Consider the following 23,245-nt stretch of genomic DNA (forward strand, 5'->3'; position numbering starts at 1 on the left):
GCTCACGACGCCTGCCTCAGGGCTGCTGCGATCGTCGCGCGGCCGATCGGGGCCGCCACCGCACCGCCAGTGGCGTCCAGGCGGTCACCGCCGTTCTCGACCAGTACCGCCACCGCCACTTTGGGTGCCTGAGCAGGCGCAAAGGCGATGTACCAGGCATGCGGGGGCGTGTTGCGCGGGTCAGTGCCGTGTTCCGCAGTGCCGGTTTTTGATGCGATCTGCACGCCGGCGATGGCTCCCTTCTGCTGAGTCACCTGCTCGGCGGCGACCATCAAGTTCGTAAGTGTATCTGCGACCGGTTCGGGGATGGCTCGCCGCACTTCGCTGGGCGCCGTGGTGGCGATGTTCGACAGGTCTGGGCCCTTGAGGCTGTCGACCAGGAACGGCTGCATCGTGACCCCCTTGTTGGCCACGGTCGCGGCCACCATCGCGTTCTGCAGCGGCGTCAGCGCAACGTCCTTCTGGCCGATGCTGGACATCCCCAGCGCCGCGGCGTCCGGTACCGGCCCCAACGTCGACTCAGCGACCTGCAGCGGAATCGGCGCAGGCGCGGTGTCCACCCCGAAGCTCTGCGCGGTGTCACGCAGCGCATCGACGCCGGTGTCGATGCCGAGCTGGACGAACGCGGTGTTGCACGAGTGCGCGAAGGCGTACTGCAGCGACGTCGTCGGCGCGCCTCCGCACGAGGAGCCGCCGAAGTTCTCCAACGTCGCGGTGCTGTCGGGCAACGCGATCTGCGGCGCCGCGGTCACCTGGGTGTCGGGGGTGGCGCGGTTCTGCAGCGCCGCAGCGGTGGTGATGACCTTGAACGTCGACCCCGGCGGGTAGGTCTCCGAGATCGCGCGGTTCAGCAGCGGCGAGTTCGGGTCGTCACGGAGGCGCTGCCAGGCCTGCTCCTGCTCGTTCACGTCATGGGTGGCCAGCAGGTTCGGGTCGTAGGACGGCGCCGAGACCATCGCCAGGATCTTGCCCGTCGACGGCTCCAGCGCGACGACGGCGCCCTTGCACGGCCCGTTGCAGCCCTTGTCCATCGCGTCCCACGCTGCCTGCTGCACCTCGGGGCGGATCGTCGTCGCGACGGTGCCGCCGCGGGGATCGCGGCCGGTGAAGAAGTCGGCCAGGCGGCGTCCGAACAGGCGCTGGTCCGACCCGTTGAGCACCGTGTCCTCGGCGCGCTCCAGGCCGGTGCTCGAGTAGCTCAGCGAGTAGAACCCGGTCACCGGCGCATAGGTCTGCGGGTTGGGGTACACGCGCAGGAACCGGAACCGGCCCTCGGTGGACACCGAGTAGGCCAGCAGCTGTCCGCCGGCAGAGATCTGGCCGCGCTGGCGGGAGTACTCGTCGAGCAACACCCGCTGGTTGCGCGGATCCGAACGCAGGCCGTCGGCGGTGAAGACCTGGGTGAGGGTCACGTTGGCGAGCAGCAGCACGACCAGACCCATGATCATGACCGAGATACGGCGCAGTGAGGTGTTCATACTTTCTCGATCACCTCGGTGCTCGCCGCGGCGATCGGGCCCGGAGGAGTGCCGCGGCCGTCCAGCGGGCGGCGCGCGTTGTGCGAGATGCGGACCAGAATCGCGAGCAGCAGGTAGTTCGCCACCAGGGACGAGCCGCCGTAGGACATCCACGGCGTGGTGAGGCCGGTCAACGGGATGAGTTTGGTGACGCCGCCGACGACGATGAACAGCTGGATGCCCAGGGTGGCGGCCAGGCCGGCGGCGAGGAGCTTGCCGAAGCTGTCACGCACCGCGATCGCGGTGCGCATGCCGCGGATCACCACGATCGTGTAGAGCATCAGTACAGCGGCCAGGCCGACGAGGCCCAGCTCTTCGCCGACGGCGGCGATGATGAAGTCGGTCGAGGCGGCAGGCACGGTCCCGGGCTGGCCGTTGCCCAGGCCCGTCCCGAAGATCCCCCCCGTCGCGAAACTGAACAGCGACTGCACCATCTGATAGCCGGCGCCGTCGGGATCGGCGAAGGGGTCCTGCCATGTCTGCACGCGGACGCGGACGTGATCGAAGACGTAGTAGGCGATCACGCTTCCGGCGGCGAACAGGCTCAGCCCGAGCACCACCCAGCTGAAGCGCTCGGTGGCGATGTAGACCAGCACGAGGAACGAGGCGTAGAGCAGAAGCGACGTGCCGAGGTCTTTTTCGAAGACCATCACGCCGATCGAGGCGATCCACGCCGCCAGCAGCGGGGCCAGATCGCGCGGCCGCGGCAGATCCATGCCGAGGACGTGTTTGCCTGCGCTGGTGAACAAATTGCGCTTCGACACCAGCACCGAGGCGAAGAAGATCAGCAGCAGGATCTTGGAGAACTCGGCGGGCTGAATTGAGAAGCCGGGCAACCGAATCCAGATCTTGGCGCCGTTCTGTTCGGACATCGAACTGGGCAGCAGCGCGGGGATGACGAGCAGGACGAGTCCGACCAACCCGCACACGTAGCCGTACCGCGAGAGCAGCCGGTGGTCACTGAGGAAGATCACCACGAGCGAGAACCCGATGACGCCCACGAGGGTCCACAGCATCTGCTGGTTGGCGGTACCGCCCAGTCCGCGTGCGGTGGGCTCACCGGCGGCCAGGTCGAGACGGTGGATCATGACCAACCCGAGGCCATTCAGCAGCGCGACCACAGGCAACAGCAGGGGATCGGCGTAGGGGGCGAAGCGTCGTACCGCGAGGTGCGCGCCGGCGAACAGTGCCAGGTACGCGACGGCGTACTGCGCGAGATCCCACCGCAGACCCTGTTCCTGATTCGCCTCGACGAGCAGCAGCGCCACCGTGGTGATGAACGCGGCGAAGCCGAGCAGGAAGACTTCGGCGTTGCGGCGGTTCGGCAGGGCCGGTGTCACCGCAACCGGGGACTGCGGTTGGGTCGTCATGCCACTTCCCGGCAGTTCGTTCCCGGTTGAGGCGGCGGGGGAGGCAGCGCTGTCACGGTGGGCGACGGCGAGGGCGACGGACTAGGAGCCTGCGCCGATGTCGGTGATGACGTCACGGTGCGCGGTGTCTCCGGCGCGGGTGTCGCCGTCGTCGACGTCGGATCCGCGCTTGGCGCAGGGCTTCCCGGGGCAGGGGTGGTCTGGGTCGTCGACGGCCGGGGGGAGGGCGGCGGCGTGGGACGGCTGGACGTCGCGGGTGCCGGCGGCGCGCACACAGGGAGCACCGAACTGCGCGACAGTTCCTCGATCTGACCGATGGCGTCGTCGAGGGTGCCCGACGGCAACCCGGCGACCACCTGGGCGCGCTCGGACGGCCGCATATCCCCGACGGCCAGCAGTCGGCAGCCCAGATTGTCCCGAGGCTGATCGGCACTGATGAGAGACAACTCGTTGCGGGCGTTCAAGCAGCCCAGCAGATACGGCTCCTGGAGAGCGATCCCGAGAAAGGAGCCTTGAACACCGCGCATGATCGAGACGACGCCGTCGTGTTCACTGACGTAGTAGTTGTTGCGGACGATTTCCCGTGCGACCGCCAAACCGGCGAGCACCGCCAAGACCAATACAGCCACCGCAAGGTAGATGCGGCGTCGTGAACGGGCTCGCGGCGGAGGCTCTTCAGGTTGCTGCACAACAGGTTTGACGGCATTGCGTTTCGGGTTGAACGCCGATGCGCGGCCGGCCGCGGTGTTGGGCGGCGCGGTCTGGTCGTCCGCGCCGGAGACGGCGCCCGCGAGAATCGGTTGGGTCTGCCCGAAGTCGTGGTTGGTGACGTCGACGACGTCGGCCACCACCACGGTGACGTTGTCCGGTCCGCCGCCGCGCAGCGCCAATTCGATGAGTCGGTCGGCGCTTTCGGCGACATCGGGGATCTGCAGTGCCTCGGCGATGGTGTCGTGGCTGACGGGATCGGACAGCCCGTCAGAGCACAGCAGGTAGCGGTCGCCCGCCCGCGCCTCGCGCATGATCAGCGTCGGCTCGACCTCATGACCGGTGAGCGCGCGCATGATCAGCGAGCGTTGCGGGTGGCTGTGGGCCTCTTCGGCGGTGATGCGACCTTCGTCGACAAGGGTCTGGACGAACGTGTCGTCCTTGGTGATCTGGGTGAGTTCGCCGTCGCGCATCATGTAACCGCGGGAGTCACCGATGTGGACCATGCCAAGCCGGTTGCCGGCGAACAGGATTGCGGTGAGCGTCGTGCCCATGCCGTCGAGCTCGGGATCGGCCTCGACGTGCGCAGCGATCGCCGAGTTGCCTTCGCGCACCGCGGCATCGAGCTTGCTGAGCAGGTCGCCACCGGGCTCGTCATCGTCGAGGTGTGCGAGTGCGGCGATCACCAGTTGTGAGGCGACCTCGCCGGCCGCGTGGCCGCCCATTCCGTCGGCGAGTGCCAGCAGTCGGGCGCCCGCGTAGACGGAGTCCTCGTTGTTGGCGCGCACCAAGCCGCGGTCGCTGCGGGCGGCGTATCGAAGCACGAGGGTCACGGGCGCAGCTCGATCACTGTCTTGCCGATTCGCACCGGTGTGCCCATCGGAACGCGTACTGCCGTTGTCACCTTCGCCCTGTCGAGGTATGTGCCGTTGGTCGATCCTAGGTCCTCGACGTACCATTCCGGACCTCGAGGCGAGAGTCTGGCGTGGCGCGTCGACGCGTAATCGTCGGTCAGCACCAGTGTGGAGTCATCGGCGCGGCCGATCAGCACCGGTTGGGTGCCCAGCGGAATCCTGGTGCCGACCAGTGCGCCCTCGGTGACGACCAGTTGTCGCGGAACACTGCGGTCTTTGGTCGGTAACAGCGTGCCGCGCAGTGCGAGGCCACGGCGCATCATCACCGCGCCGGTCGGCGCATAGATGTCAGTGCGCAAGATGCGGAGCACCGACCAGATGAACAGCCAGAGCAGCAACAGGAAACCGACGCGCGTCAGCTGCAGCATCAGCCCCTGCATCTGACGTCCTCTCCGTCCGGGTCATGCTCCTCGCGCGAGCGCTCGTCGGTGCCCTTTCGGCCCCGCCACCATACGCAGACGGCGGTCGACGTGATCGCCACGTCACCGCCGTCCCCGCGCAGCGATCCTCAGTGAACGCGAACGATGATCTCAGAGTGGCCCAGCCGGATCACGTCGCCGTCAGCCAGCTGCCACTCCTGAACGGGCGCGTTGTTCACCGTGGTGCCGTTGGTGGAGTTGAGGTCTGACAATAGCGCCACTTGGCCGTCCCAGCGGATCTCGAGATGACGACGTGACACACCCGTGTCGGGAAGCCGGAACTGGGCGTCCTGACCGCGGCCGATGACGTTGGCGCCTTCGCGCAACTGGTAGGTGCGCCCGCTGCCGTCGTCGAGCTGCAAGGTGACGGTAGAGCCGGCGGACGGGTACTCGCCCTGGCTGGCGCCGTAGCCGCCGCCGTAACCAGCGGCGCCGTAGCCACCCTGGTCGCCGCCGTAGCCGCCCTGCTCGCCGTAGCCCTGGTCGGCGTAGCCGGCCGGTGCCTCGCCGTAGCGTCCGTAGTCGGGCTGCCCGTACTCCTGGCGGCCGTAGCCACCGCCGTAGCCGCCCTGGTCCGGATAGCCGCCCTGGTCGGGGTACGACGGACGACGCCCGTAGTCGTAGTCACCGGCGGGAGCCCCGCCCTGGGGTCCGTAACCCTGCTGACCACCCTGCGGCGGGCCGTAGCCGCCGGGACCGGGCCGGTAGCCCTGGTCGGGGTATCCGCCCGGGGGAGGGCCGTAGCCGGCCGGAGGGCGCTGGTCGTATTGCGGAGCCGGGTAACCGCCCTGCTCGGGGTAGCCGCCCTGGTCCGGGTAGCCGCCGCGTTGGGGGTAGCCCTGCTCGCCGGGTGGCGGGTAGCCACCCTGATCTGCCGGCGGGTAGCCACCGGGCTCAGCCGGCGGATAGCCACCCTGGTCGGCCGGCGGGTAGCCGCCGCGATCGTCCTGGCGGGGGTAGCGGTCATCGTCGGGACGGGGGTAGTAGTCATCCCCGGGCCGCCCCGGCCCCTGGCCGCCGCGATAGGTCGGATTGTCGCTCATCGGTCGTACTCCTGGTTCTGCGTGGGACGAGTGATCTCGAGGTGGTGGGGCTGGTGGATCCGAGGTCGAGTCGGGATTGACCGCACCGCGCGCGCGAAACTGTCCGGTGTGCAGGCTGGGCGATTGTTCGAATCGGACAACCACATCACCATACGTTTGCCATCCCTGCTCATGGATGAAGCCCTCCAGGTGCTTGGCGAACGTGGTCGGGGTGATGTCCGGGTCGGCACTCACCTTCTGATAGTCAGGCACACTGAGGGTAATGACGTAGTCGTTCGGCGCCAAAACGTAGCCGCCGTGCACTTCACGTGCCCCGGTCTCGGCTTCACGCCGCAGAAGCGATTCGACTTCAGCGGGCACAATCGAGCCGCCGAAGACCCGGGCGAAGGCATTGCCGACCGAATCCTCGAGCTTGCGCTCGAATCGATCGACCAGACCCATGTTCCGGCTCGCCTCCCTCGATGGTGAAAAGCCGCCAGCGTGTCGGCTGGCAGCGATGCTTGCAAGCATGCTATCGGCCACCTGTACCCCGTCGTGACTCTCAGAACTCTGAGAATTGCATCGCTCCTGGTCACAGGATTGTGAGCAGCGGTTTTGGTGTTCAGGGGCCTGCCGACGTACGGTTGGAGCCCGGGGTTGCCTGCGTGATAGGCTCCCCCGGTTGTTTTCGGGCGAGTGGCGGAATGGCAGACGCGCTGGCTTCAGGTGCCAGTGTCCTTCGGGACGTGGGGGTTCAAGTCCCCCTTCGCCCACACTGAGCGGTTCTACGAACCGCAACCGCAAAGGTCACGAATCAGAAATGGTTCGTGGCCTTTGTCGTTGGCGGGCCTTTCAGGCTCGGGCGCTGCGGAAACCAGCAGTGGAGAGATGTCGATCCGCAGACCTCAGGTGGCGGGGTGCACTGCCATCAGAACGATGCGGAGGCGGGTCTGATCGCGGGCGACCAGATACGTCATGCCCAGGGTGGCGATCTCACCGCCGTCCGCTGCGCGCCGGACCAGTCGGGTGTGCAGGATCGCTGACGTCGCATTGAGCACTGTCGCTTCGAAGGCGAGCACGTCAGTGGTGCCGTAGCCCTGTGCGTGTAGCGCATCCACCTGCTGCTGAATCGCGGAGGCTACCTGTTCGCCGCTGGTCACCGTCATCACTTCTTCGTCGGTGGTGATGGTCAGCGGCACCGTGTAGTGGTCCAAGAGTGTCGCGATGGGTCCGTCTCGGCGGGAGCTCGCGGCAAACGCCATCAAGTAGCCGTCGAACCACTGACGAAGGACATCCGGAGTCACAGGCGCATTCAACCCCACCCGATCGAGCGGCTCATCACTTGACGACGACTCGAGCTCCCCGTCCTGAGAACGGATCTGGGTCGCCTTCATCCTCGAACGGGGCCTCTTCAGACAAGCGACCGGCCTTGGAGTAGGAGTTCGAGTGCGATCTGGTCGACAGCGATGGCTGTGTTGGCCAAGACGAGTACGGCCGATGCATTGTCGCGATCAAGGGCCAGCATGCTGGCGAAGCCCCCTGTAGCTCCGTTGTGCCAGTTGATGGTCGCATCGCCGATCTGGTTGGTGAACCACGCGTAGCCAACACGCGCGCCGCCGTCTGCCTGCCACCGTGGAGTGAGCGCGTCCATCCCTGGGGCATCGGAGTCGAGAAGAGCGCGCGCATACCTGGCCAAGTCGGCGGGTGTCGAACGAACTCCGCCGGCAGGCGCGTAAGCGCCCATGGTCCATGCCTGTTCGCGGTGGCCGCGGGCGTTGAAACCTGTCGTCACATCGGTGAGTAGTTCGCTAGCGGTGAGAGGTGTCGTGGACCCGGTCATGCCATGACGGTCGAGCATCTGGTCCCGCAGCAGTTGCGGGTAGGTTGTACCGACGTGCGCGGCGACTGCCTGCCCGAGCAAGGCAAAGCCGAGGTTGGAATACGAAAACCGGCCTCTTCCGGACACTTTCGAGGCACGCGCCTGCTGTAGCAGTGTCTTGAGATCGGCGGTGTACGGGTTCCGGTGACGCAGGACCGCGAGGCCGGCTGCAATGCGATCCGTCAGTCGAGGTGCGATGCGGGGCAGTCCTGATCGGTGGCCGGCCAGCTCTTCGAGAGTGATGTCGCTCGCCGGGCTGCCGCCGAGATCGAGGACGCTTCCGAGGGTGGTGTCGGCGTGGAGCTGACCGCATTCCACGGCATGAGCAAAAAGCTGCGCGGTCATGGTCTTGGTGATCGAGCCGATTTCGTAGACCGTGTCGGGCTGCGCACCGTAGTGCGCCTCCAGGCGCGCTCCGCCCACCAGAGCAACGACACTCACCCTGTCGGTGAGCCCACGAGAGCGAAGCAGCGGTGCCACCCGGGCAATCAGATCCGCGTCACCTGTCGCGGTTCTCGGCTCGCGCGGCGACAAGGAACCCACGCATCAATACTCCACCCAGGGGCCCCACACCCCGCACAAGCTTCTGCCGTTCACCACGTCGATTGACCGTGCGACGTCTCACGCGGACGATGCGGCGGCGGTCGGGACGGCGGCACGCGTGGTCACGATGAGTCGGTCCAGACGGTCGCGCGTGGCTGCGAGCCTGCGTACTTCGGTGTCGATGCGCGCGCGTTCCTGCGCCAGGAGTTCCACCATTGCTGGTGTCGCTGTACCTGTGTGAATGCAGGGCAGCAATTGCACGACGGCATCGCTGCCGACTCCCGCGGCGAAGAGTTCTCGGATCAGTGCGACCCGCTCGACCGCGTCCTGATCGTAGATCCGCTGGCCGCCGGCAGTGCGGCGCGACAACAGCAGCTGCCGCTCCTCGTAGTAGCGCAGTGACCGCACGCTGGCGCCGGTGATCCGGGCGAGCTCTCCGATCTTCATGTCGACTCCCGGTGAGACGTGTGGGCTACGTCACGGCATGTGGACCTTGAACCTGACATCGATGTGAGATTCTAGGCTCGGGAAATGGACCTGAACAACTCGACAGCCCTGGTCACCGGTGCCAACCGCGGAATAGGCGCGGAGTTCGTGCGCCAGTTGCTCGCGCGAGGTGCCGCCAAGGTGTACGCCGCCGCGCGGCGGCCAAAAACACTGCCCGACAACGACTCCCGCATCATTCCGGTCCGATTGGACATCACGGACGACACCATGGTGGCTGAGGTGGCCGACGCAGCTGCCGACGTCGACGTGCTGATCAACAATGCCGGGGTCGCGACGCTGCAGAACTTGGTGAGCGGAGACCTGGACGCCATTCGGCTGGAAATGGCCACCCACTTCTGGGGCACGTTGTCGATGACTCGTGCCTTCGCCCCGGTCTTGGCGCGCAATGGCGGCGGCGCGCTTCTCAACGTGATGTCGGTCGGTTCTTTCCAGGTGTACCCCGGCAACGGTGCATACGCCGCGGCCAAGGCTGCCGAATGGCAACTGACCAACAGCACTCGGCTCGAGCTGGCAGCGCAGGGCACCCAGGTGCTCGGATTGCACTTATCGGCCACCGATACCGATATGGTCGCCGGCTTCGAGATCGAGAAGAACGACCCAGCCGACGTGGTACGCCTCGCGCTGGACGGGATCGAGTCAGGTGCCGATGAGGTGTTGGCGGACCACGACACCAGGACGGCGAAAGAACTTCTGTCTCAACCGCCTTCAGCGATGTACGACGGCATCAGCCTGTGAGCCGCCTGCCGGCAGTCCGTTGTCATGTGATCGCTACCAGTGCCACGCGTGGCCTCCGACGTTGGTGATCGTCCGCTGCAGCACCTCGATGGTGGTCGCGTAGTCACTGTCGGATATCCCCTGGCGCCGCTCATCATTCAGCTGCCGCTGAACTTCGGCGGCCGCATGGAATAGCCGCCGGCCGGCATTCGTCAGGCGAACACGGTCGCCCGAGCGAGCGATCCACCCTTTGCCGACGCCGGCGACGATCGCCTGCACGATGCTCTCGTCAGACTCGTTCGGTCCGACGATGGAGACGATCTCGCTTTCCGTCATACCCGTCGGGTGCATCGCGAGCTGGTGCAGCACCCACCACTCTGGCTGGGTCACCCCCAGTTCTGACAGTCGTCCGCGGGTGCGTGCACGGATGGCTTCTCCAGCTCGTATAGTCCAGAATCCCAACGGTTGTAGCTCGGGGGGCTGCATCTCGGATGTCATGCCCACACGCTAGGAACTCAAGCGCTATTGAGGTCAAGACATCGGTTCCGGCAGTCCGATGGGAGATAGTCACAGACGCTCTGCCGGTGGTCGCCATCGGCTGACAGATCCTGCCAATGCACCGAATACAGGGTCTGGGGTGAGGGCCAGCGCTCCGTTGCGCACCCTTTCGGCCGCCGGAGCCTTCGGAGTCGCGAAGTAGGAGCCGGCTTTCGATGCCGCATAGAGCAATTGGAGGCGAAGCCTGCGCCGCACGAGCGACGCTACACCGCCCCGGACCAGCGTGATGGCGTCCTCCATCGCCAGCGCAGCCCCCTGGCCAAAAGTGGGGCGCATGGCGTGGGCGGCGTCGCCGATCACCACGACCCTTCCGCGGACCAAAGACCGAGGAGGTCGGGCCTCGAAGATCTCCGGGGTGGATACGGCGCAGGAGCGCCCATCGTCGATGAGGTCAGGAAGGGGATCCGGCCATGAGCAGTAGTCAGTGAGCAGCGCTTGCGAGAGTGATGTTCCACCGTAGATGTAGGTCCGCCCATCGTGAAGCGGAAGAATGCCGAAATCAGTTGTGCAGCCCCAGATTGTGCCGTAGCCGGTAGACAGCTCTCGGTCGACGATCCAGGACCATCCGTTGATGCCGGTGGATCGCACGGGTGATGCATCCGGCCACAGCTGTTGTCGGCAGATTCCGCGGGCTCCGTCGGCTGCAATGACCAGGTCGAACCGGTGTTCTGCGCCGCCCACCGTCAGCACTCCGTCGGCGCCGACGTGGGTCACGGCAGCGGAGTAGTGCAGGCAACCGGAGGGAATCTGATCGGTCAGCCAGCTCAGCAGCAGTCGCCGAGGCACCGCTGAATACTCGGTGCCACCCGTCAGTTGGGCCAACGTCCTGCGGACCAGTATCCGCCCCGTCGGCGTCCGTATGGTGGCCGGCAGGTGTGACCACGGATTGGTGACCACGCGTTCCCGGATGCCGAGAATGGACAGGCATGCGAGCGCGTTCGTCGACAGGGAGATTGCGCCGCCCGCCTTGGTGGGGCCGGGCGCCTTCTCGAAGACCTTGACCTCGTGTCCTTCTCGGGATAGCAGGACTGCCGCGGCCAATCCGGCAAATCCACCTCCGACGATCCCCACCCGCATACCTCGACTCTACGACGATGTGTAGTAGACGTCTAGGGTCGCCCCGAAATCTCTGCGGCCAGAGTGCGCTCGTCACCCCGGTGGCAACACCGGCCTCGGCGGGAGCGGCGATGAGTAGACCACGTTGGTGGTGACACTGCCGAGGGTCCCGATCCTGCCGCTGATCTGTTCGAGGTGTTTCATGCTCGTGGCGACGACTTTCATGATGAAGCAGTCATCCCCGGTGACGTGGTGGGCTTCGGTGACCTCCGGGAGGTTCGCGAGCAGCCGGTGCAGCGGCTCGTAGGTGCTGCTGGGGTAGCGCAGTCGGAGATAGGCCAGGATCGTGAAGCCGAGTCGTTCGGGATTGACATGCGCGCCGTAGCCGCTGATCACACCGGAGTCCTCGAGGCGCCGCACACGCTCGGCGGCCGCGCTGTGGCTCATGTTGATGTGCCGCGCTAGCTCCGCGATGCTCTGTCTTCCGTTGGCCTGCAACGCTTTCAGAATGGCAGTGTCAACCTTGTCGGGTTCGAAGGGGATATTCGCGGCCACGTTGCGAGATTGCCATAAAAATGCGGCTGAAGCGGCCGAGATGCAGTGAAATTGCCCTGTCGCTCCGGACGGGTCGTCACTACCGTTTTCCGTATGACGACCACGGCCGCCTCGATGGACCTCCGCATCGCCCATTTCGCCGGCAAGCTGGCTTTCGAAACGGACGCTTCTGACGTGTACGCCGACCAGGAACGCGGCGTCAGTTTCGTATTGATCGACTCCCGCGGTGACGGCGCATGGCTCCAGGGCCGGGCCTTCGGGGCGGTCCACATCCCGACTGACCAGATCGCTGCCCGAGCGACCAGCGAGATCTCACGGGAGACGCCGGTCGTGACGTACTGCTGGGGGCCGGGTTGCAACGGCGCGACGCGTGCTGCGCTGGAATTCGCCAGGCTGGGGTACGAGGTCAGAGAAATGATCGGTGGGTTCGAGTACTGGGCCCGCGAAGGCTATCCCGTCGAGAACGACCACGGCCCCGTCGTTCGCGCCACAGACCCACTCACCGCACCCGTGGACGCGATCACCTGCGAATGCTGAAGCCCTTGCGCGGACGTGAATTTGTGCCGAGGGCGAAAGACGACACAGAGAGCTGCTGCCCGTTCCTAATCTGAGTTCATGAGTGCCACGCACGATGTCGCGTATGTCGTCGACGGGATGACGATGGTCGGCTACCTGGTGCGGCCCGATGGCGAGGGGCCGTGGCCCGCGGTGCTGATCGGTCACGACGGGGTCGGCCTAGACTCCTATCAGCGCACGCGTGCCGACATTCTCGCCGAGCACGGGTACGTCGCCTTCGCCATGGACTATCACGGCGGACGTACGTACTTCGGGCACCCGGAGGCCATGCTGGCCCGCGTCATGCCGTTGTTGGACGACACGGCGCGCATGCTCGCCATCGGACAGGCTGCCCTCGACGTCCTTCTGGCGGAACCCGGCGTCGATCAGCGCCGTCTTTCTGCACTCGGATACGGCGCAGGCGGCCGGATCGTGCTCGAACTCGCCCGCACCGGAACACCTTTCGCTGCACTTGCCGTCGTTCACCCCGGTCTACCGCGCGAGGCCCGCCCCGAGGACTGGACGAGCGTCGGGGGAGCGGTGTTGTTGTGTACTGGCTCCGAGGATCCCCTGTGCACACCCGCGCAGCTCCTCACCTTCGGGGCCGCTTTGCAGGGCGCCGGTGTGGATTGGCGCGTCACCGTCCTCGGCGGTGCCCAGCACGCCTTCTGGGCCGTCGAGGCGTCACCCGGGGCCGATACGGGCGCCGAGCCGATGGCCACCGTTCCCGGGGTGGGTTACCACGCCGTCCAGTCCCGACGAGCGTGGCAGGCAGTGCTCGAAATGCTCGATGACGAGATGCCGGCGTAGAGACCTCAGTCCGGGACGCTTGCGTACGCGCGGACGGGAAACGTACCGAAGCCTTCGACACGTGGAGGGACCGCGGTGAAACATGCACCGTGGTCGGGCAGGGCGGCCAGATTCGTCAGATGTTCCACCACGTGGATGCCATGCCCCAGCAGTGTGGTGTGAATGGGCCGTCGCCCCGCGGCGGCAGCGCTGGTGTCGTCGATGTTGACCGAGTCGATGCCGACGAGCGCAACGCCGCATTCGACCAGCCGCTCGGCGGCAGCCACACTGACAAACGGGGCGTCGGTGCCGTAGGCAGGGGTGCCGAAGTGCCGGTCCCACCCGGTGTCGATCAACACGGCGCTGCCGCGCGCGATCGTGTCGGGAAGTTCGTCGGCGTCGACCGATCTCGCTGACGTGGTGCGGTGGCGTACGACCACGGTCGGGAGATCGACCAACGTGGCCAGGTCGAGACCGGCAAGGTCAGCACCGTCAGCGAAGCGGTGAAACGGTGAGTCGATGTACGTACCGGTGTTACCGATCATGGTGATGGTGTCCATCGCGAATTCGGTTCCCGCGGCGTACACCTCGCGCGAGGCTTCGCGGGTGAGGTGCGGCTGGATCGACGGGGCCGGCAACCCCGGATACGTCACCAATCCCGCCCGTATCGTGTGCGACAGGTCAACGAGCACGTGCGCCTCCTTCTGCCGGCCAGGTGGCGGCCCTCTGCAGGCTGAACAGTAAACGACGACAAGAGGATGCGGCTTTTCACCCTCAGGGGTAGGCGTGGTGTGTATGAACTCGTGACGCCCTGTGCCACGCTGCTCCTATGGTGGAGGTCGTGATCGCCGAGCCCGGGCAGCTCAGCGAGGCGGAATTGGATTCCGCGGAAGAGTTGGTGCGCTCGGCGTTCGGCTCTGGGTTCCGTTCTCACGACTGGCTTCATGCCGTGAACGGCGTACACATCGTGATCAAGGATGCTGATCAGGCTTTGGTCGGGTTCACTGCCGTCGTACCGAGGACGCTGTGCCACAACGGTAGTGCTTTCAACACCGGCTATGTCGAAGCGGTCGCGGTTCGCAGCGACCACCAGGGACGCGGACTGGGCCGGATCGTGATGGACAACGCTGAACACATCATCACGTCGCGCCATCAACTCGGCGCGCTCAATGCTGTCGAGGCAGCAGCGCCCTTCTATGAGGCACGTGGCTGGCGCCCGTGGACTGGGCCCACTCGAGCCGCCGGTCCAGCCGGCATCGTCGACACATATGACGTCACTGACAAGATCTACCTTTTCAGAGGAGATCTCGACGACGCTGCTCCTCTCGTCTGTGACTGGCGACCAGGCCATCTCTGGTAAACGCGTGGCAGGCTGTCATGCGTGAGCAGTGAGACCGCCGAGGAGCGACATCTCGCCGACCTGAGGTTGCTCCGACGCGTTCGCGACAGGATGGACCGCGATTACGCGCAGCCACTCGATGTCGAGACCCTCGCACGGGGAGTGAACATGTCGGCCGGTCATCTCAGCCGCCGCTTCAAGGCCGCCTTCGGCGAGTCGCCCTATGCGTACCTGATGACGCGGCGCATCGAGCGCGCGATGGCGTTGCTGCGGCGCGGCGACCTCAGCGTGACAGAAGTGTGCTTCGCTGTCGGGTGTTCGTCGCTCGGGACGTTCAGCACGCGTTTCACCGAGCTGGTCGGGGTGCCACCCAGTACGTACCGCGATCGCACGGCGGGCGCGACCGACGGGTTGCCCTCCTGCATGGAGAAGCACGTGAGCAGACCGATCAGGAATCGAGAAGCACCCGCCGCTGCACTCGATTTAGCGTGACACTCATGGACTTGACTATTCACACCACGTTCCTGCCCCACGAGGACCCGGAGGCATCGCTGGCGTTCTACCGCGACGTCCTGGGTTTCGAGGTCCGTCTCGACGTCGGGGGAGGCGCGATGCGCTGGATCACGGTCGGCCCGCCGAACCAGCCCGAGACGTCCATCGTTCTTCACCCGCCGGCGGCTGATCCCGGCGTCACCGACGACGAGCGCCGCCTCATCGCCGAGATGATGGCAAAGGGCACCTACTCGATCATCGTGCTGGCTACAAAAGATCTGGACGGAACGTTCGAACGCCTCCAGGCCAGCGATGCCGATATCGTCCAGGAACCGATCGAGCAACCCTACGGCGTACGCGATTGTGCACTGCGCGATCCCGCGGGCACGATGATCCGCATCCAGGAGGTTCGGTGAGCACGGAACAATCCCCGTCCGAGAAGATCGACGCGAGGATCGCGGAGCTCGGCGATTGGCGCGGCGACACGCTTGCGCTCGTCCGCGCGCTGATCAAGAAGGCCGAACCCGACGTCACCGAAGAGTGGAAATGGCGAGGTGTGCCTACGTGGTATCACGACGGAATGCTCTGCACCGGTGAGACTTACAAGGACAAGGTCAAGCTGACGTTCGCAAAGGGCGCATCGCTGGACGACCCGACGGGGCTCTTCAACTCCAGCCTTGGCGGCAACACCCGACGGGCGATCGACATCGGCGAGAACGACGTGCTCGACGAGGATGCCTTCGTGGCGTTGATCCGCGCGGCGGTGGCGCTCAACGCGCGGTGACACCGCACGCCCGAGATCTGGTCAGATAGGTCCATGGACATCATCTGGCGGGAGCAGCACGTGCAGCGTTTACGACCAGTGGTCGTCGGCTGGGACGGCACCGAGGTGGGGGCGCCGTGCTTCCCTCCGGACTGGGACACACACCCCGACGACGTGCACCTGCTGCGTATCGCCACTTCCTACGGCACCTGCCCGGCGGGCGGGTATCCCTACCGGCGTCCTCCCGAAGACGTCGAATTCTCCCCGTATGTGCAGGGATTGGCTGAAGAGAACCATTTCGAGTTCACCGATTGGCACCGCACGTTGTTGACGGCGATGAGCTGGGAACTGACCGATCCCTACGACGTCGAGGACATCCCCGGTGCCGATCCCAAACGCCCGTACGGGGACTTCACCTTTTATCAGCTGGAGATGGCGCTACATCTTGGCCTGATCCCCGCGCAGAAGCCCGCCGACTACGACCCGATGACCCCGGAGATCATCGACGCGATGACGCAATTGCACGCACAGATGCAGCCGGCATTGCAGGTGTTCCTCGAGAACTTCGACATGGCCACCGGCCGGGTGTTCGTCGGCGAGGACTGGGGTGGTTGGACGGAGGCCGTTTCGTGACCGGGGGCCGTCACCGAGATGTGTTGCTGTGGGACCAACACACCTGCCTGCCCCTGCAGGTCGGCACGAGCGTCGAACCGCTGACCCGCTTCCAGCGCCCCGGCGGAGCTTTCCTGTCGGTCAACGTGGGATATTCGCCGCAATCCTTCTCCGACTCGGTGGCGCTGCTGAGGCACTTCCGCTCCGCCGTCGAAGGCCATCCTGATCTCGAACTGGCCTCTGGCATAAACGATGTCGACCACATCACTTCCACCGGGCGGATCGCGGTGGTGTTCGACCTCGAAGACTCCGGCCCGCTCGACGACGATCTCGACAACGTGGCGCGGCTGGTCGGGCTCGGGGTGCGGACCCTGCTCCCGACCTACAACCACGCCAACCGCGCGGGCAGCGGATGCCTGGACGCACACGACGAAGGCCTGACGGCGTGGGGTGAGCAGATCGTCGCCGAGATGAATGCGGCGGGAATGGTCGCCGACGGATCGCACTGCAGTCGCAAGACCGGCCTGGACCTGTGCCGTGTCTCGATCATGCCTGTGGTGTACAGCCATTCGTGTATGGCGGCGGTTTGGGACCACCCCCGCAACATCACCGATGACCAGGCCCGCGCCTGTGCGGACACCGGCGGTGTCGTCGGCATCACCGGGGTCGGCATCTTTCTCGGCCCGAACACCCCGACGTTGGAGGCCATGCAGCGTCACCTGGACCACGCCATCGACGTGGTCGGTATCGACCACGTCGGGATCAGCAGCGACTTCTCCTTCGATCACGCCGACTTCAACGACGAGATGGCGCGCAACCCAGACTGTTTCGACGACAGCTACACCCGATGGGGGCCCATCCAGTGGATGTCCCCCGAGACGTTCATCACGCTGGGAGATCACCTGCGCGGGCAGGGCTGGAGGGACCCCGACATCCGCGCCGTCCTCGGCGGCAACTTCCACCGAGTCGCCACTCAGGCGTGGTCCGGATGATCGGCGGGCTCGAGGCGGTCAGATCACGCTGCCGTGATGACGGCACTGGTTGCCGCCGTCGTTCTTGGCGTCGTACATGGCCTTGTCCGCCGCGGTGATGAGCTGGTCCATGGTCAGGTCGAACGATTCCTCGCTCAACAGGCTGACGTCCAGGAATGCGGTCCCGATGCTGCCGGTGAGCTCACAGGGCAGCTGGGCAATCGCCGCGCGCACGTCCTCGTAACGCAGGACAGCGTCCTCGGAGGCCACGACGTCGGCGAAGAGGAACTCCTCTCCGCCGCTGCGTGCAATGACGGTGGTGGGGGTGGCTGTCGCACGCAGTGCGTCGGCGACCGCAACCAGAGCCCGGTCGCCGGCTGCGTGGCCGCGAGTGTCGTTCACCACCTTGAACCGGTCCAGGTCCAGCAGCGCGGTCAACAGATAGCCCTCTTGGACGCCATGATGGAAGAGGTTGGCCCGCAACATATTTCGGAACGCACGCCGGTTGAGCAACCCGGTCAGCGGGTCGAGGTCGGCGATCGCGAGATCGCCACGCAACGTTCGCACCAGCGTGTAGAACACGAGGCCCACTCCGACGCTGCACTGCAGTATCAGGAACAGATCGACCAGGGCCATCGCCGGGCGCCCCTGGGCCGCGACCGCCACGGTCTGACTGACGGCGACCACGGTGATCACAGAGAGGACGCCGAGCACCACCCGCGGTGAATGAAAGAAGGCGGCGTAGCTGACGATCGTGGTGAAAGCGATGCAGCCCAGCAGCGCCGCCAGCGGATCCGGGTAGGCCAGACAGGCCAGCGTGATCGACAGGGTGGTCGCGACCACGAAGGCCAGCGACCAATGCCGCGACGGCCAGCGCCACACGAAGAGCATGGTCCCGAAGACACCGCCGGCCACTGCCGCCCACATCATCGTTCGACCGAGCGTGCTGTTCGGGTGACCGGTGCCGAACAACAGAGCGAGAACACCGCCCGCCATTGCGGCTGTGGTGGCCGCCAGCCACCATCGTGCCCGATTCTTCAGGCCGCGCGAGTCGAGGAAATCGGTGATCCAGTCGAAGTGCTCGACGGATCGTAGGAGCCGTTCCACGCTCCTGCCTACCGCTGGTTCGGCGGGGCGTTGCCCCCGGCCGGCGGCCATGAGGGAGGCGTGGCTTGCTGCGGCCACGGGCCCGGCGGCGGCTGCTGGGGTGGCCAGTAGCCGGGCGGCGATGGCGGAGGCCAGTATCCGGGCGGCGGGGGTTGCTGTGGCCACTGACCGGGCGGGCCCTGCTGGTAGTACGCACCGGGGTAGGGCTGCTGGGGCGGTATCGGGCGTTTGGGCGCTCGTGACTGACGAACAGCCCACACGACGAGCCAGATCAGGCCGCCGACCACGGCTACCTGCGCCACCATGTAACCCACCCAGCGCCACGGATGTGCCGCTGCGGCGAGTTCGAGCGCCAGGTAACTGGTCGACACAGACAATTCCCCCTTGTCGGCCCACACGGCAGCGCACAGGCGTGCCGCCCAGCATATGGCCGAAGTTCGACGCGGCGGACAGCAATTCGTCTTCTGTGGAAATCCGTTGCCGGTCGGACCGGCACAGGCTTGACTGGCGGGCGTGAGCGATGTGCTGAGTGACTTGACGCGTAAGCCCGACCGGCGAGGCGATCGGCCTGTGCTCGATGCCGTGTTCGACGAGTGCGTGGTTGCCACCGTGTCGACGGTCATCGATGGTCAGCCGTGGGTCATCCCGGTGCTGGTGGTCCGCGACGGCGACCGGCTGCTGATCCACGGCTCGACAGGAGCGGGCGCGCTCCGGCACGCCGCTGCCGGTGCGCCGGTGGCGATCAGCGCGTTCGTCCTCGACGGCATCGTCGTCGCCGAGCGACAGTTCGACCACTCCGCGAACTACCGTTCGGCGGTGGTGCGCGGCACCTGTCGCGTGGTCGACACGGCCGACCGCGCCGCGACACTCGACGTGTTCACCGACGCCCTGCTGCCGGGCCGCCCCGCCGAGTGTCCGCCGCACACGGCGAGTGAAGTGGCCGCCACGGTGGTGTTGGAACTGCCGATCGCCGAGGACAACTGGGTGGCCAAGCAGCGCAGTGGGCCGCCCGCCCGCCCTGAGGGTGAGGTGTGGACGGGCGTGATCCCCGTCAGGCAGACCTACTCCGCACCAGAGTCGACGTCGGGCCGTGCCGTTCCTGCGTCGGTGGCGGCCGTTGTCGCCCGACACGGATTACCCTGACGCCATGACGGTCGGCGAGATCCTCGGTGGGGTGGTGCACGAGCTGCCGGACGATCTGAAAGCCGCGCTTGAGAACAACCCCGCCGCGCTGACCGCGTGGAACGACATCACCGAGCTGGCGCGCAACGAATTCATCTGCTGGGTCACCGATGCCAAGCAGGCGACGACGCGCGAACGGCGCATCCGGCGAACACAGGAAGAGCTCGAGGAAGGTAAACGTCGGCCGTGCTGCTGGCCTGGGTGCAAGCACCGTGAGCGCACCGGCAAGCCCTAGCTGTCGCGTCGGCTCTCCCGCCGGTTCGCCTTCTTGATCTCCTCGACCAATTCGGCCTTGGTCATCCTGGAGCGGCCGGTGATGTCGAGTCGGCGCGCAAGATCCACGAGGTGCTTCTTGGTGGCGTTGGCGTCGACACCCTCGGCGGTCTCACCGGACGCGTTCGGCCCGCCACTTTCCGCGCGTTCATCGGACGGACCGCGGTGTTCCTTCTCTTCCCAGTGGTCGCCGACCTTCTCGAAGCTGTGCTTCAGCGCGCTGTAGGCGGTCCGGTAGGCACGCTCGCCCTCGCCGTACTCCTCGGCGGCCGCGTCATGCGTCTTGGCGAACGTGCGCTGAGCTTTGTCGTCCGACTTCTGCAGCGTGCTGGGCAGCTCGCTCTGCTTGGGCTCACCCGACTTGGTGACCTTCGGCATCGTGTCCGACCTCCCCTCAAACCGGTGTGATCTGCCGGCCCGAGTACCCGAGTGGGAGCGATCGACACGCGCCGGTGGGCGTTCAGCGCGTGGGTTGGCTCGCGGGGTGGTCGGCGATCTTGCTGGCCGCGAAGTCGGCCGCCTGGTCGACGAGTCCGTCGGAGATGTAGCGGGCGTGGGCGCCGATGTCGTTGCCGGCCGAACAGACGAAGTCCTCAGGCACGCACAGCTCGACGGTCTTCGGCTGGTACAGCGATCCGATCGTGATCGCGGGCTGGTTGATGACGCCCATGAACCGCTCTGACGGCGTCCCGAGCAGTGCGACGGCGGCGACGTGGTCGGCGACGGCGGGCGGCATGACCTGCGGAACATTGGGGTCTGTTACGCCGTCAGGGATCACGTCGGAGGTCACGAAGCCCATGACCGCGGCACCTTGTGAATATCCGCCGAGCACCATCGAGGTCTTCGGGCACGCGTTCGCGGTGTTCTGGATCTGGGTGCTGGCGTCGACGACACCCTGCAGTGCGGTCGGGAAGTCGGGGCTCGCCGGGTAGTTGACGGGGTAGACGGCGACAGACTTGGGCGCCACGCGAGTCTTCAGGTCTTCGACGAATGCATCGCCCACCGCGCCGAGGCCCGGCGGTTCCGTGGTTCCGCGGGCGAAGAGCACCTGCACGTCCGGACATCCCGGTGGCGGCGCGGGCGCCGGCGGCGCGTCGGGTTGGGCTCCCGCAGACGGGGCGGGACCCAGCATCAGACAGGCGGCGATCGTTACGGCAACGCGGAGCGTGTGAACGGAGATCACCTAATAATCGTGGCACGGATGGCAGCGCTTCGCCCACCGCTGCGGCCCCGGTATGAAGGAATGATGGGGATCACGCAGCCACCCGACCTGATCGCCGGAGTCCGTGCGGTGCGCGACACGGCAACGGCGGCGGTCGGTTTCGCGGGGGACGTCTTCGGTGCCGACGGTGAGTACTTCACGGCGATATTGACGATCGACGAGGCCGTGGCGGTGCCGGCCGCCGAGGTCCTGCACCCGGGAGCGACCTACAACGCGATAGTGCAAGCCGGGCCCGACGATCGTGGGCAGGCAGCCAGAAAACTGTGCATCACCCTGCCGGATGTGTACGGGCGGGGCCGCAGCCAAGACTTCCTGCTCGCGTCGTCTGCGGACGGCGCACCGTTGCACCACGCGGTGTTGCCGAGTGATCCGGTGGCACCGCTCTACTCGTCGCTGTGGCTGTATCTGGCCGGACTACAACCTGTCCTGTTCGGTGCGCGCCCGCGCACCACGGGCAGGGATCTGCGATTCGCGCCGGGGAGCGAACTCAGCTTCATGATCAGTGCGCCCGTCGGACAGTTCCGCCGCATCGGCACCCTGACGCTGACCGGGCCGCACCACGGAACCGTCCGGTTCGCGGGCAGACACAGCGGCGGGGGACTACGCGCGCTGCCGCCCGTGACCTTCTACTGAGCCGTCCTCACGCGCCGCGGCTGGTCTGCTGCTGTAACTGATCGATCATCTCCGACGCTTGCGCTTTCGTGGCGTCCTCGGGAATCTCGGTGTCTGCTTCCTGGGCCAACGTGTGCAGATAGCTACGTTGTGCGCCTGTCATCGGCTCGTCGCCGGTCACCCACTGCGACGGATCCTTTTCGGCATTCTCATGTGGCGCTTGGTTATCGGTCATGCACGCGGGATGCCCGTCGCACAGATGTTCGAAACCTGAGATTCCAGACGGCCCCGCGGGCTGTTTGCTTAACCCGCGGGGCCTTGGGACTACGGCCGCCCCGTAGCTACCCCATTGGTCGCGTACCTCCACAGCTCATGTTCAAACGACCCAACCGTTGTCTAAGTGGGCGACCTGGAAGTATGCGAGTCGTGGGCAAGAACGAACGCGCGAAAATCGTGATGACCGACGACGAGATCACCGAGTTCATCGACCGACACCGCACAGCCACGCTGGCGACCGTGCTGCCGAACGGGCGGCCGCACCTGGTGGCGATGTGGTACGCCGTGATCGACGGTGAGATCTGGTTCGAGACCAAAGCCAAGTCGCAGAAGGCAGTCAATATCCGCCGTGATCCGACCGTCACCGTGATGATCGAGGACGGGCTGACCTACGACACCCTGCGGGGCGTGTCCATCGACGGCACCGCCGAGATCCACGACGATCCGGAGACCAATCTGCGGGTCGGGATCAGTGTGTGGGAGCGCTACACCGGGCCCTACACCAAGGACATGCGCCCGTTCGTCGATCAGATGATGAACAACCGCATCAGTGTGCGCGTGGTCCCGTCGCGGACCCGCAGCTGGGACCACCGCAAGCTCGGCATGGGCGCCATGCCGGTCTCCGGGAGCACCGCGCAGTACCTCTGAGGTTCAGCGGCGCGACAGCACGCGCTTCACGTCGGTGGTGATCGGATCGACGATGTCGTTGAACTCCGGGTGCTTGTCGATGAAGCCGGCGACCATGGAGCAGACCGGCACGATCCGCAGCCCCGCCTCGCGGGTGGACTCCAACGCCTCGCCGACGAGGATCGTCGCCAGGCCGCGCCCCGAGAACTCCTCGTCGACGACGGTGTGCGGGAAGATGCGCTGACCGTCGTGGTCGATGAACTCGGTGAAGCCGGCGGTGCGGCCGTCGACGGAAATGGTGAAGCGGTCCTGCTCGGCGCTCACCTCGGTGGGTGCGCCCGTCTTGTCGGTGGTCACGAAGCCTCTCCTGTCATGTCCGCGAACTCGGGGTTCTTCTCGATGAATTCGGCGACCATCCAGCACTGCGGTACCACGCGCAGACCCGCGGCGCGGGTGGCCGTGAGCGCTTCACGGACGAGGATGGTCGCCAGCCCGCGGCCTTGATAGCGCGGATCGACCTCGGTGTGGGGGAAGACCCGGGCGCCGTCGCGGTCGTAGAAGTCGGCAAGGCCCACCTGCCGGCCGTCGACGTTGATCGTGAAGCGGTCCTGCTCGGCCACCACCTCGGTGGGTGCGCCGGTTCTGTCCTCGGTCATGGCCCCT

The 23,245-nt window shown here is 66.2% G+C and carries 32 protein-coding genes and 1 tRNA gene; 14 read left to right on the forward strand and 19 right to left on the reverse strand.

Annotation, left to right across the window (positions count from 1 at the left end):
- Positions 1-2 precede the first annotated feature (2 nt).
- The 5 genes from pbpA to ACZY1G_RS00650 form a co-directional block, all read right to left on the reverse strand.
- Positions 3-1,478 carry a D,D-transpeptidase PbpA gene (gene pbpA, locus ACZY1G_RS00630; RefSeq protein WP_463813088.1) on the reverse strand — a complete coding sequence of 492 codons (1,476 nt, stop codon included), beginning with the start codon at positions 1,476-1,478 and terminating at the stop codon, positions 3-5.
- Complete coding sequence (locus ACZY1G_RS00635; RefSeq protein WP_463813089.1) at positions 1,475-2,887, reverse strand: FtsW/RodA/SpoVE family cell cycle protein; 1,413 nt, start codon at positions 2,885-2,887, stop codon at positions 1,475-1,477. Before ACZY1G_RS00635 ends, pbpA begins: the two co-directional genes overlap by 4 nt.
- Positions 2,884-4,428, reverse strand: coding sequence for a PP2C family protein-serine/threonine phosphatase (locus ACZY1G_RS00640; protein WP_463813090.1), 1,545 nt, complete (start codon positions 4,426-4,428; stop codon positions 2,884-2,886). Before ACZY1G_RS00640 ends, ACZY1G_RS00635 begins: the two co-directional genes overlap by 4 nt.
- Positions 4,425-4,889 (reverse strand): FHA domain-containing protein FhaB/FipA, encoded by a 465-nt coding sequence (locus ACZY1G_RS00645; protein ID WP_463813091.1) that lies wholly within the window; start codon positions 4,887-4,889, stop codon positions 4,425-4,427. Before ACZY1G_RS00645 ends, ACZY1G_RS00640 begins: the two co-directional genes overlap by 4 nt.
- 128 nt (positions 4,890-5,017) lie before the next feature.
- Positions 5,018-6,412: a DUF3662 and FHA domain-containing protein gene (locus ACZY1G_RS00650; protein WP_463813092.1), complete on the reverse strand. Its 1,395-nt coding sequence runs from the start codon at positions 6,410-6,412 to the stop codon at positions 5,018-5,020.
- Positions 6,413-6,640: 228 nt separating this feature from the next.
- On the opposite strand from ACZY1G_RS00650, the gene ACZY1G_RS00655 reads away from it, so the two are divergent.
- Positions 6,641-6,723 (forward strand) — tRNA-Leu (locus ACZY1G_RS00655).
- Between the two features lie 132 nt (positions 6,724-6,855).
- Here ACZY1G_RS00655 and ACZY1G_RS00660 read toward each other — a convergent pair.
- From ACZY1G_RS00660 to ACZY1G_RS00670, 3 genes are all read right to left on the reverse strand, one after another.
- Complete coding sequence (locus ACZY1G_RS00660; RefSeq protein WP_463821249.1) at positions 6,856-7,254, reverse strand: DUF6841 family protein; 399 nt, start codon at positions 7,252-7,254, stop codon at positions 6,856-6,858.
- 107 nt (positions 7,255-7,361) lie between these two features.
- Positions 7,362-8,372, reverse strand: a complete 1,011-nt coding sequence (locus ACZY1G_RS00665) for a serine hydrolase domain-containing protein (protein ID WP_463821251.1) — start codon at positions 8,370-8,372, stop codon at positions 7,362-7,364.
- 78 nt (positions 8,373-8,450) lie between these two features.
- Positions 8,451-8,819: a MerR family transcriptional regulator gene (locus tag ACZY1G_RS00670; RefSeq protein WP_463813095.1), complete on the reverse strand. Its 369-nt coding sequence runs from the start codon at positions 8,817-8,819 to the stop codon at positions 8,451-8,453.
- An 84-nt stretch (positions 8,820-8,903) separates the two neighbouring features.
- On the opposite strand from ACZY1G_RS00670, the gene ACZY1G_RS00675 reads away from it, so the two are divergent.
- Complete coding sequence (locus ACZY1G_RS00675; RefSeq protein ID WP_463813096.1) at positions 8,904-9,614, forward strand: SDR family oxidoreductase; 711 nt, start codon at positions 8,904-8,906, stop codon at positions 9,612-9,614.
- Between the two features lie 33 nt (positions 9,615-9,647).
- On the opposite strand, the gene ACZY1G_RS00680 is transcribed toward ACZY1G_RS00675, so the two are convergent.
- From ACZY1G_RS00680 to ACZY1G_RS00690, 3 genes are all read right to left on the reverse strand, one after another.
- Positions 9,648-10,091: a MarR family winged helix-turn-helix transcriptional regulator gene (locus tag ACZY1G_RS00680; RefSeq protein ID WP_463821253.1), complete on the reverse strand. Its 444-nt coding sequence runs from the start codon at positions 10,089-10,091 to the stop codon at positions 9,648-9,650.
- Between the two features lie 69 nt (positions 10,092-10,160).
- On the reverse strand, positions 10,161-11,228 hold the full coding sequence (locus tag ACZY1G_RS00685) for an FAD-dependent monooxygenase (RefSeq protein WP_463813098.1): 1,068 nt from the start codon (positions 11,226-11,228) through the stop codon (positions 10,161-10,163).
- 72 nt (positions 11,229-11,300) lie between these two features.
- The gene (locus tag ACZY1G_RS00690) at positions 11,301-11,762 is read right to left on the reverse strand and encodes an Lrp/AsnC family transcriptional regulator (protein WP_463821255.1); all 462 of its coding nucleotides are present in this window, start codon (positions 11,760-11,762) and stop codon (positions 11,301-11,303) included.
- 93 nt (positions 11,763-11,855) lie between these two features.
- On the opposite strand from ACZY1G_RS00690, the gene ACZY1G_RS00695 reads away from it, so the two are divergent.
- Positions 11,856-12,299, forward strand: coding sequence for a rhodanese-like domain-containing protein (locus ACZY1G_RS00695; RefSeq protein ID WP_463821257.1), 444 nt, complete (start codon positions 11,856-11,858; stop codon positions 12,297-12,299).
- A 78-nt stretch (positions 12,300-12,377) separates the two neighbouring features.
- Positions 12,378-13,127 carry a dienelactone hydrolase family protein gene (locus ACZY1G_RS00700; RefSeq protein WP_463821259.1) on the forward strand — a complete coding sequence of 250 codons (750 nt, stop codon included), beginning with the start codon at positions 12,378-12,380 and terminating at the stop codon, positions 13,125-13,127.
- A gap of 5 nt (positions 13,128-13,132) precedes the next feature.
- On the opposite strand, the gene ACZY1G_RS00705 is transcribed toward ACZY1G_RS00700, so the two are convergent.
- Positions 13,133-13,798 carry a cyclase family protein gene (locus ACZY1G_RS00705; protein ID WP_463813102.1) on the reverse strand — a complete coding sequence of 222 codons (666 nt, stop codon included), beginning with the start codon at positions 13,796-13,798 and terminating at the stop codon, positions 13,133-13,135.
- Positions 13,799-13,935: 137 nt separating this feature from the next.
- Here ACZY1G_RS00705 and ACZY1G_RS00710 point away from each other — a divergent pair, with 137 nt between their 5' ends.
- The 6 genes from ACZY1G_RS00710 to ACZY1G_RS00735 are packed head-to-tail and all read left to right on the forward strand — an operon-like array spanning position 13,936 to position 17,304.
- Entirely contained in the window at positions 13,936-14,466 is a 531-nt protein-coding gene (locus ACZY1G_RS00710; protein ID WP_463821261.1) for a GNAT family N-acetyltransferase, read from the forward strand.
- A 21-nt stretch (positions 14,467-14,487) separates the two neighbouring features.
- A complete protein-coding gene (locus ACZY1G_RS00715) occupies positions 14,488-14,937 on the forward strand; it encodes a helix-turn-helix transcriptional regulator (RefSeq protein WP_463813104.1) in 450 nt (149 codons plus the stop codon).
- A gap of 5 nt (positions 14,938-14,942) precedes the next feature.
- Positions 14,943-15,353 carry a VOC family protein gene (locus ACZY1G_RS00720; RefSeq protein ID WP_463813105.1) on the forward strand — a complete coding sequence of 137 codons (411 nt, stop codon included), beginning with the start codon at positions 14,943-14,945 and terminating at the stop codon, positions 15,351-15,353.
- Complete coding sequence (locus ACZY1G_RS00725) at positions 15,350-15,721, forward strand: DUF1801 domain-containing protein (protein WP_463813106.1); 372 nt, start codon at positions 15,350-15,352, stop codon at positions 15,719-15,721. The genes ACZY1G_RS00720 and ACZY1G_RS00725 overlap by 4 nt, the downstream gene beginning before the upstream one ends.
- 33 nt (positions 15,722-15,754) lie before the next feature.
- Positions 15,755-16,333, forward strand: coding sequence for a hypothetical protein (locus ACZY1G_RS00730; RefSeq protein ID WP_463813107.1), 579 nt, complete (start codon positions 15,755-15,757; stop codon positions 16,331-16,333).
- A complete protein-coding gene (locus ACZY1G_RS00735; RefSeq protein WP_463821263.1) occupies positions 16,330-17,304 on the forward strand; it encodes a dipeptidase in 975 nt (324 codons plus the stop codon). Before ACZY1G_RS00730 ends, ACZY1G_RS00735 begins: the two co-directional genes overlap by 4 nt.
- 18 nt (positions 17,305-17,322) lie before the next feature.
- Here the strand turns inward: ACZY1G_RS00735 and ACZY1G_RS00740 are convergent, their stop codons facing one another.
- Positions 17,323-18,390 (reverse strand): GGDEF domain-containing protein, encoded by a 1,068-nt coding sequence (locus tag ACZY1G_RS00740; RefSeq protein WP_463813109.1) that lies wholly within the window; start codon positions 18,388-18,390, stop codon positions 17,323-17,325.
- Positions 18,391-18,398: 8 nt separating this feature from the next.
- On the reverse strand, positions 18,399-18,761 hold the full coding sequence (locus ACZY1G_RS00745; protein WP_463821265.1) for a hypothetical protein: 363 nt from the start codon (positions 18,759-18,761) through the stop codon (positions 18,399-18,401).
- Positions 18,762-18,903: 142 nt separating this feature from the next.
- Between ACZY1G_RS00745 and ACZY1G_RS00750 the strand changes: the two genes are divergently transcribed.
- Positions 18,904-19,533: a pyridoxamine 5'-phosphate oxidase family protein gene (locus tag ACZY1G_RS00750; RefSeq protein WP_463813111.1), complete on the forward strand. Its 630-nt coding sequence runs from the start codon at positions 18,904-18,906 to the stop codon at positions 19,531-19,533.
- A gap of 4 nt (positions 19,534-19,537) precedes the next feature.
- Entirely contained in the window at positions 19,538-19,807 is a 270-nt protein-coding gene (locus ACZY1G_RS00755; RefSeq protein ID WP_463813112.1) for a YdeI/OmpD-associated family protein, read from the forward strand.
- Here ACZY1G_RS00755 and ACZY1G_RS00760 read toward each other — a convergent pair.
- Both ACZY1G_RS00760 and ACZY1G_RS00765 read right to left on the reverse strand, forming a co-directional pair.
- On the reverse strand, positions 19,804-20,223 hold the full coding sequence (locus ACZY1G_RS00760) for a ChaB family protein (RefSeq protein ID WP_463813113.1): 420 nt from the start codon (positions 20,221-20,223) through the stop codon (positions 19,804-19,806). The two genes, ACZY1G_RS00755 and ACZY1G_RS00760, sit on opposite strands and share 4 nt — an antisense overlap.
- Positions 20,224-20,305: 82 nt before the next feature.
- Positions 20,306-20,977: a cutinase family protein gene (locus ACZY1G_RS00765; RefSeq protein ID WP_463814792.1), complete on the reverse strand. Its 672-nt coding sequence runs from the start codon at positions 20,975-20,977 to the stop codon at positions 20,306-20,308.
- 114 nt (positions 20,978-21,091) lie between these two features.
- Between ACZY1G_RS00765 and ACZY1G_RS00770 the strand changes: the two genes are divergently transcribed.
- The gene (locus tag ACZY1G_RS00770) at positions 21,092-21,700 is read left to right on the forward strand and encodes a hypothetical protein (protein WP_463821267.1); all 609 of its coding nucleotides are present in this window, start codon (positions 21,092-21,094) and stop codon (positions 21,698-21,700) included.
- Between the two features lie 7 nt (positions 21,701-21,707).
- Here ACZY1G_RS00770 and ACZY1G_RS00775 read toward each other — a convergent pair whose 3' ends face one another.
- On the reverse strand, positions 21,708-21,914 hold the full coding sequence (locus tag ACZY1G_RS00775) for a DUF3072 domain-containing protein (protein ID WP_463821269.1): 207 nt from the start codon (positions 21,912-21,914) through the stop codon (positions 21,708-21,710).
- A 191-nt stretch (positions 21,915-22,105) separates the two neighbouring features.
- On the opposite strand from ACZY1G_RS00775, the gene ACZY1G_RS00780 reads away from it, so the two are divergent.
- Complete coding sequence (locus ACZY1G_RS00780) at positions 22,106-22,603, forward strand: pyridoxamine 5'-phosphate oxidase family protein (protein ID WP_463821271.1); 498 nt, start codon at positions 22,106-22,108, stop codon at positions 22,601-22,603.
- 3 nt (positions 22,604-22,606) lie between these two features.
- On the opposite strand, the gene ACZY1G_RS00785 is transcribed toward ACZY1G_RS00780, so the two are convergent.
- Both ACZY1G_RS00785 and ACZY1G_RS00790 read right to left on the reverse strand, forming a co-directional pair.
- Complete coding sequence (locus ACZY1G_RS00785; RefSeq protein ID WP_463813117.1) at positions 22,607-22,939, reverse strand: GNAT family N-acetyltransferase; 333 nt, start codon at positions 22,937-22,939, stop codon at positions 22,607-22,609.
- Entirely contained in the window at positions 22,936-23,238 is a 303-nt protein-coding gene (locus tag ACZY1G_RS00790) for a GNAT family N-acetyltransferase (protein ID WP_463813118.1), read from the reverse strand. The genes ACZY1G_RS00785 and ACZY1G_RS00790 overlap by 4 nt, the downstream gene beginning before the upstream one ends.
- Positions 23,239-23,245: the final 7 nt, after the last annotated feature.

The organism is Mycobacterium sp. IDUB_5, from assembly GCF_055419565.1.

Coding starts and splice junctions, on each gene's coding strand:
- pbpA (WP_463813088.1), bottom strand. CDS start 1,478: ATGAACACCTCACTGCGCCGTATCTCGGTCATGATCATGGGTCTGGTC.
- ACZY1G_RS00635 (WP_463813089.1), bottom strand. CDS start 2,887: ATGACGACCCAACCGCAGTCCCCGGTTGCGGTGACACCGGCCCTGCCG.
- ACZY1G_RS00645 (WP_463813091.1), bottom strand. CDS start 4,889: ATGCAGGGGCTGATGCTGCAGCTGACGCGCGTCGGTTTCCTGTTGCTG.
- ACZY1G_RS00650 (WP_463813092.1), bottom strand. CDS start 6,412: ATGGGTCTGGTCGATCGATTCGAGCGCAAGCTCGAGGATTCGGTCGGC.
- ACZY1G_RS00670 (WP_463813095.1), bottom strand. CDS start 8,819: ATGAAGATCGGAGAGCTCGCCCGGATCACCGGCGCCAGCGTGCGGTCA.
- ACZY1G_RS00675 (WP_463813096.1), top strand. CDS start 8,904: ATGGACCTGAACAACTCGACAGCCCTGGTCACCGGTGCCAACCGCGGA.
- ACZY1G_RS00680 (WP_463821253.1), bottom strand. CDS start 10,091: ATGACATCCGAGATGCAGCCCCCCGAGCTACAACCGTTGGGATTCTGG.
- ACZY1G_RS00685 (WP_463813098.1), bottom strand. CDS start 11,228: ATGCGGGTGGGGATCGTCGGAGGTGGATTTGCCGGATTGGCCGCGGCA.
- ACZY1G_RS00695 (WP_463821257.1), top strand. CDS start 11,856: ATGACGACCACGGCCGCCTCGATGGACCTCCGCATCGCCCATTTCGCC.
- ACZY1G_RS00700 (WP_463821259.1), top strand. CDS start 12,378: ATGAGTGCCACGCACGATGTCGCGTATGTCGTCGACGGGATGACGATG.
- ACZY1G_RS00710 (WP_463821261.1), top strand. CDS start 13,936: ATGGTGGAGGTCGTGATCGCCGAGCCCGGGCAGCTCAGCGAGGCGGAA.
- ACZY1G_RS00720 (WP_463813105.1), top strand. CDS start 14,943: ATGGACTTGACTATTCACACCACGTTCCTGCCCCACGAGGACCCGGAG.
- ACZY1G_RS00730 (WP_463813107.1), top strand. CDS start 15,755: ATGGACATCATCTGGCGGGAGCAGCACGTGCAGCGTTTACGACCAGTG.
- ACZY1G_RS00755 (WP_463813112.1), top strand. CDS start 19,538: ATGACGGTCGGCGAGATCCTCGGTGGGGTGGTGCACGAGCTGCCGGAC.
- ACZY1G_RS00760 (WP_463813113.1), bottom strand. CDS start 20,223: ATGCCGAAGGTCACCAAGTCGGGTGAGCCCAAGCAGAGCGAGCTGCCC.
- ACZY1G_RS00765 (WP_463814792.1), bottom strand. CDS start 20,977: ATGCTGGGTCCCGCCCCGTCTGCGGGAGCCCAACCCGACGCGCCGCCG.
- ACZY1G_RS00770 (WP_463821267.1), top strand. CDS start 21,092: ATGGGGATCACGCAGCCACCCGACCTGATCGCCGGAGTCCGTGCGGTG.
- ACZY1G_RS00775 (WP_463821269.1), bottom strand. CDS start 21,914: ATGACCGATAACCAAGCGCCACATGAGAATGCCGAAAAGGATCCGTCG.
- ACZY1G_RS00790 (WP_463813118.1), bottom strand. CDS start 23,238: ATGACCGAGGACAGAACCGGCGCACCCACCGAGGTGGTGGCCGAGCAG.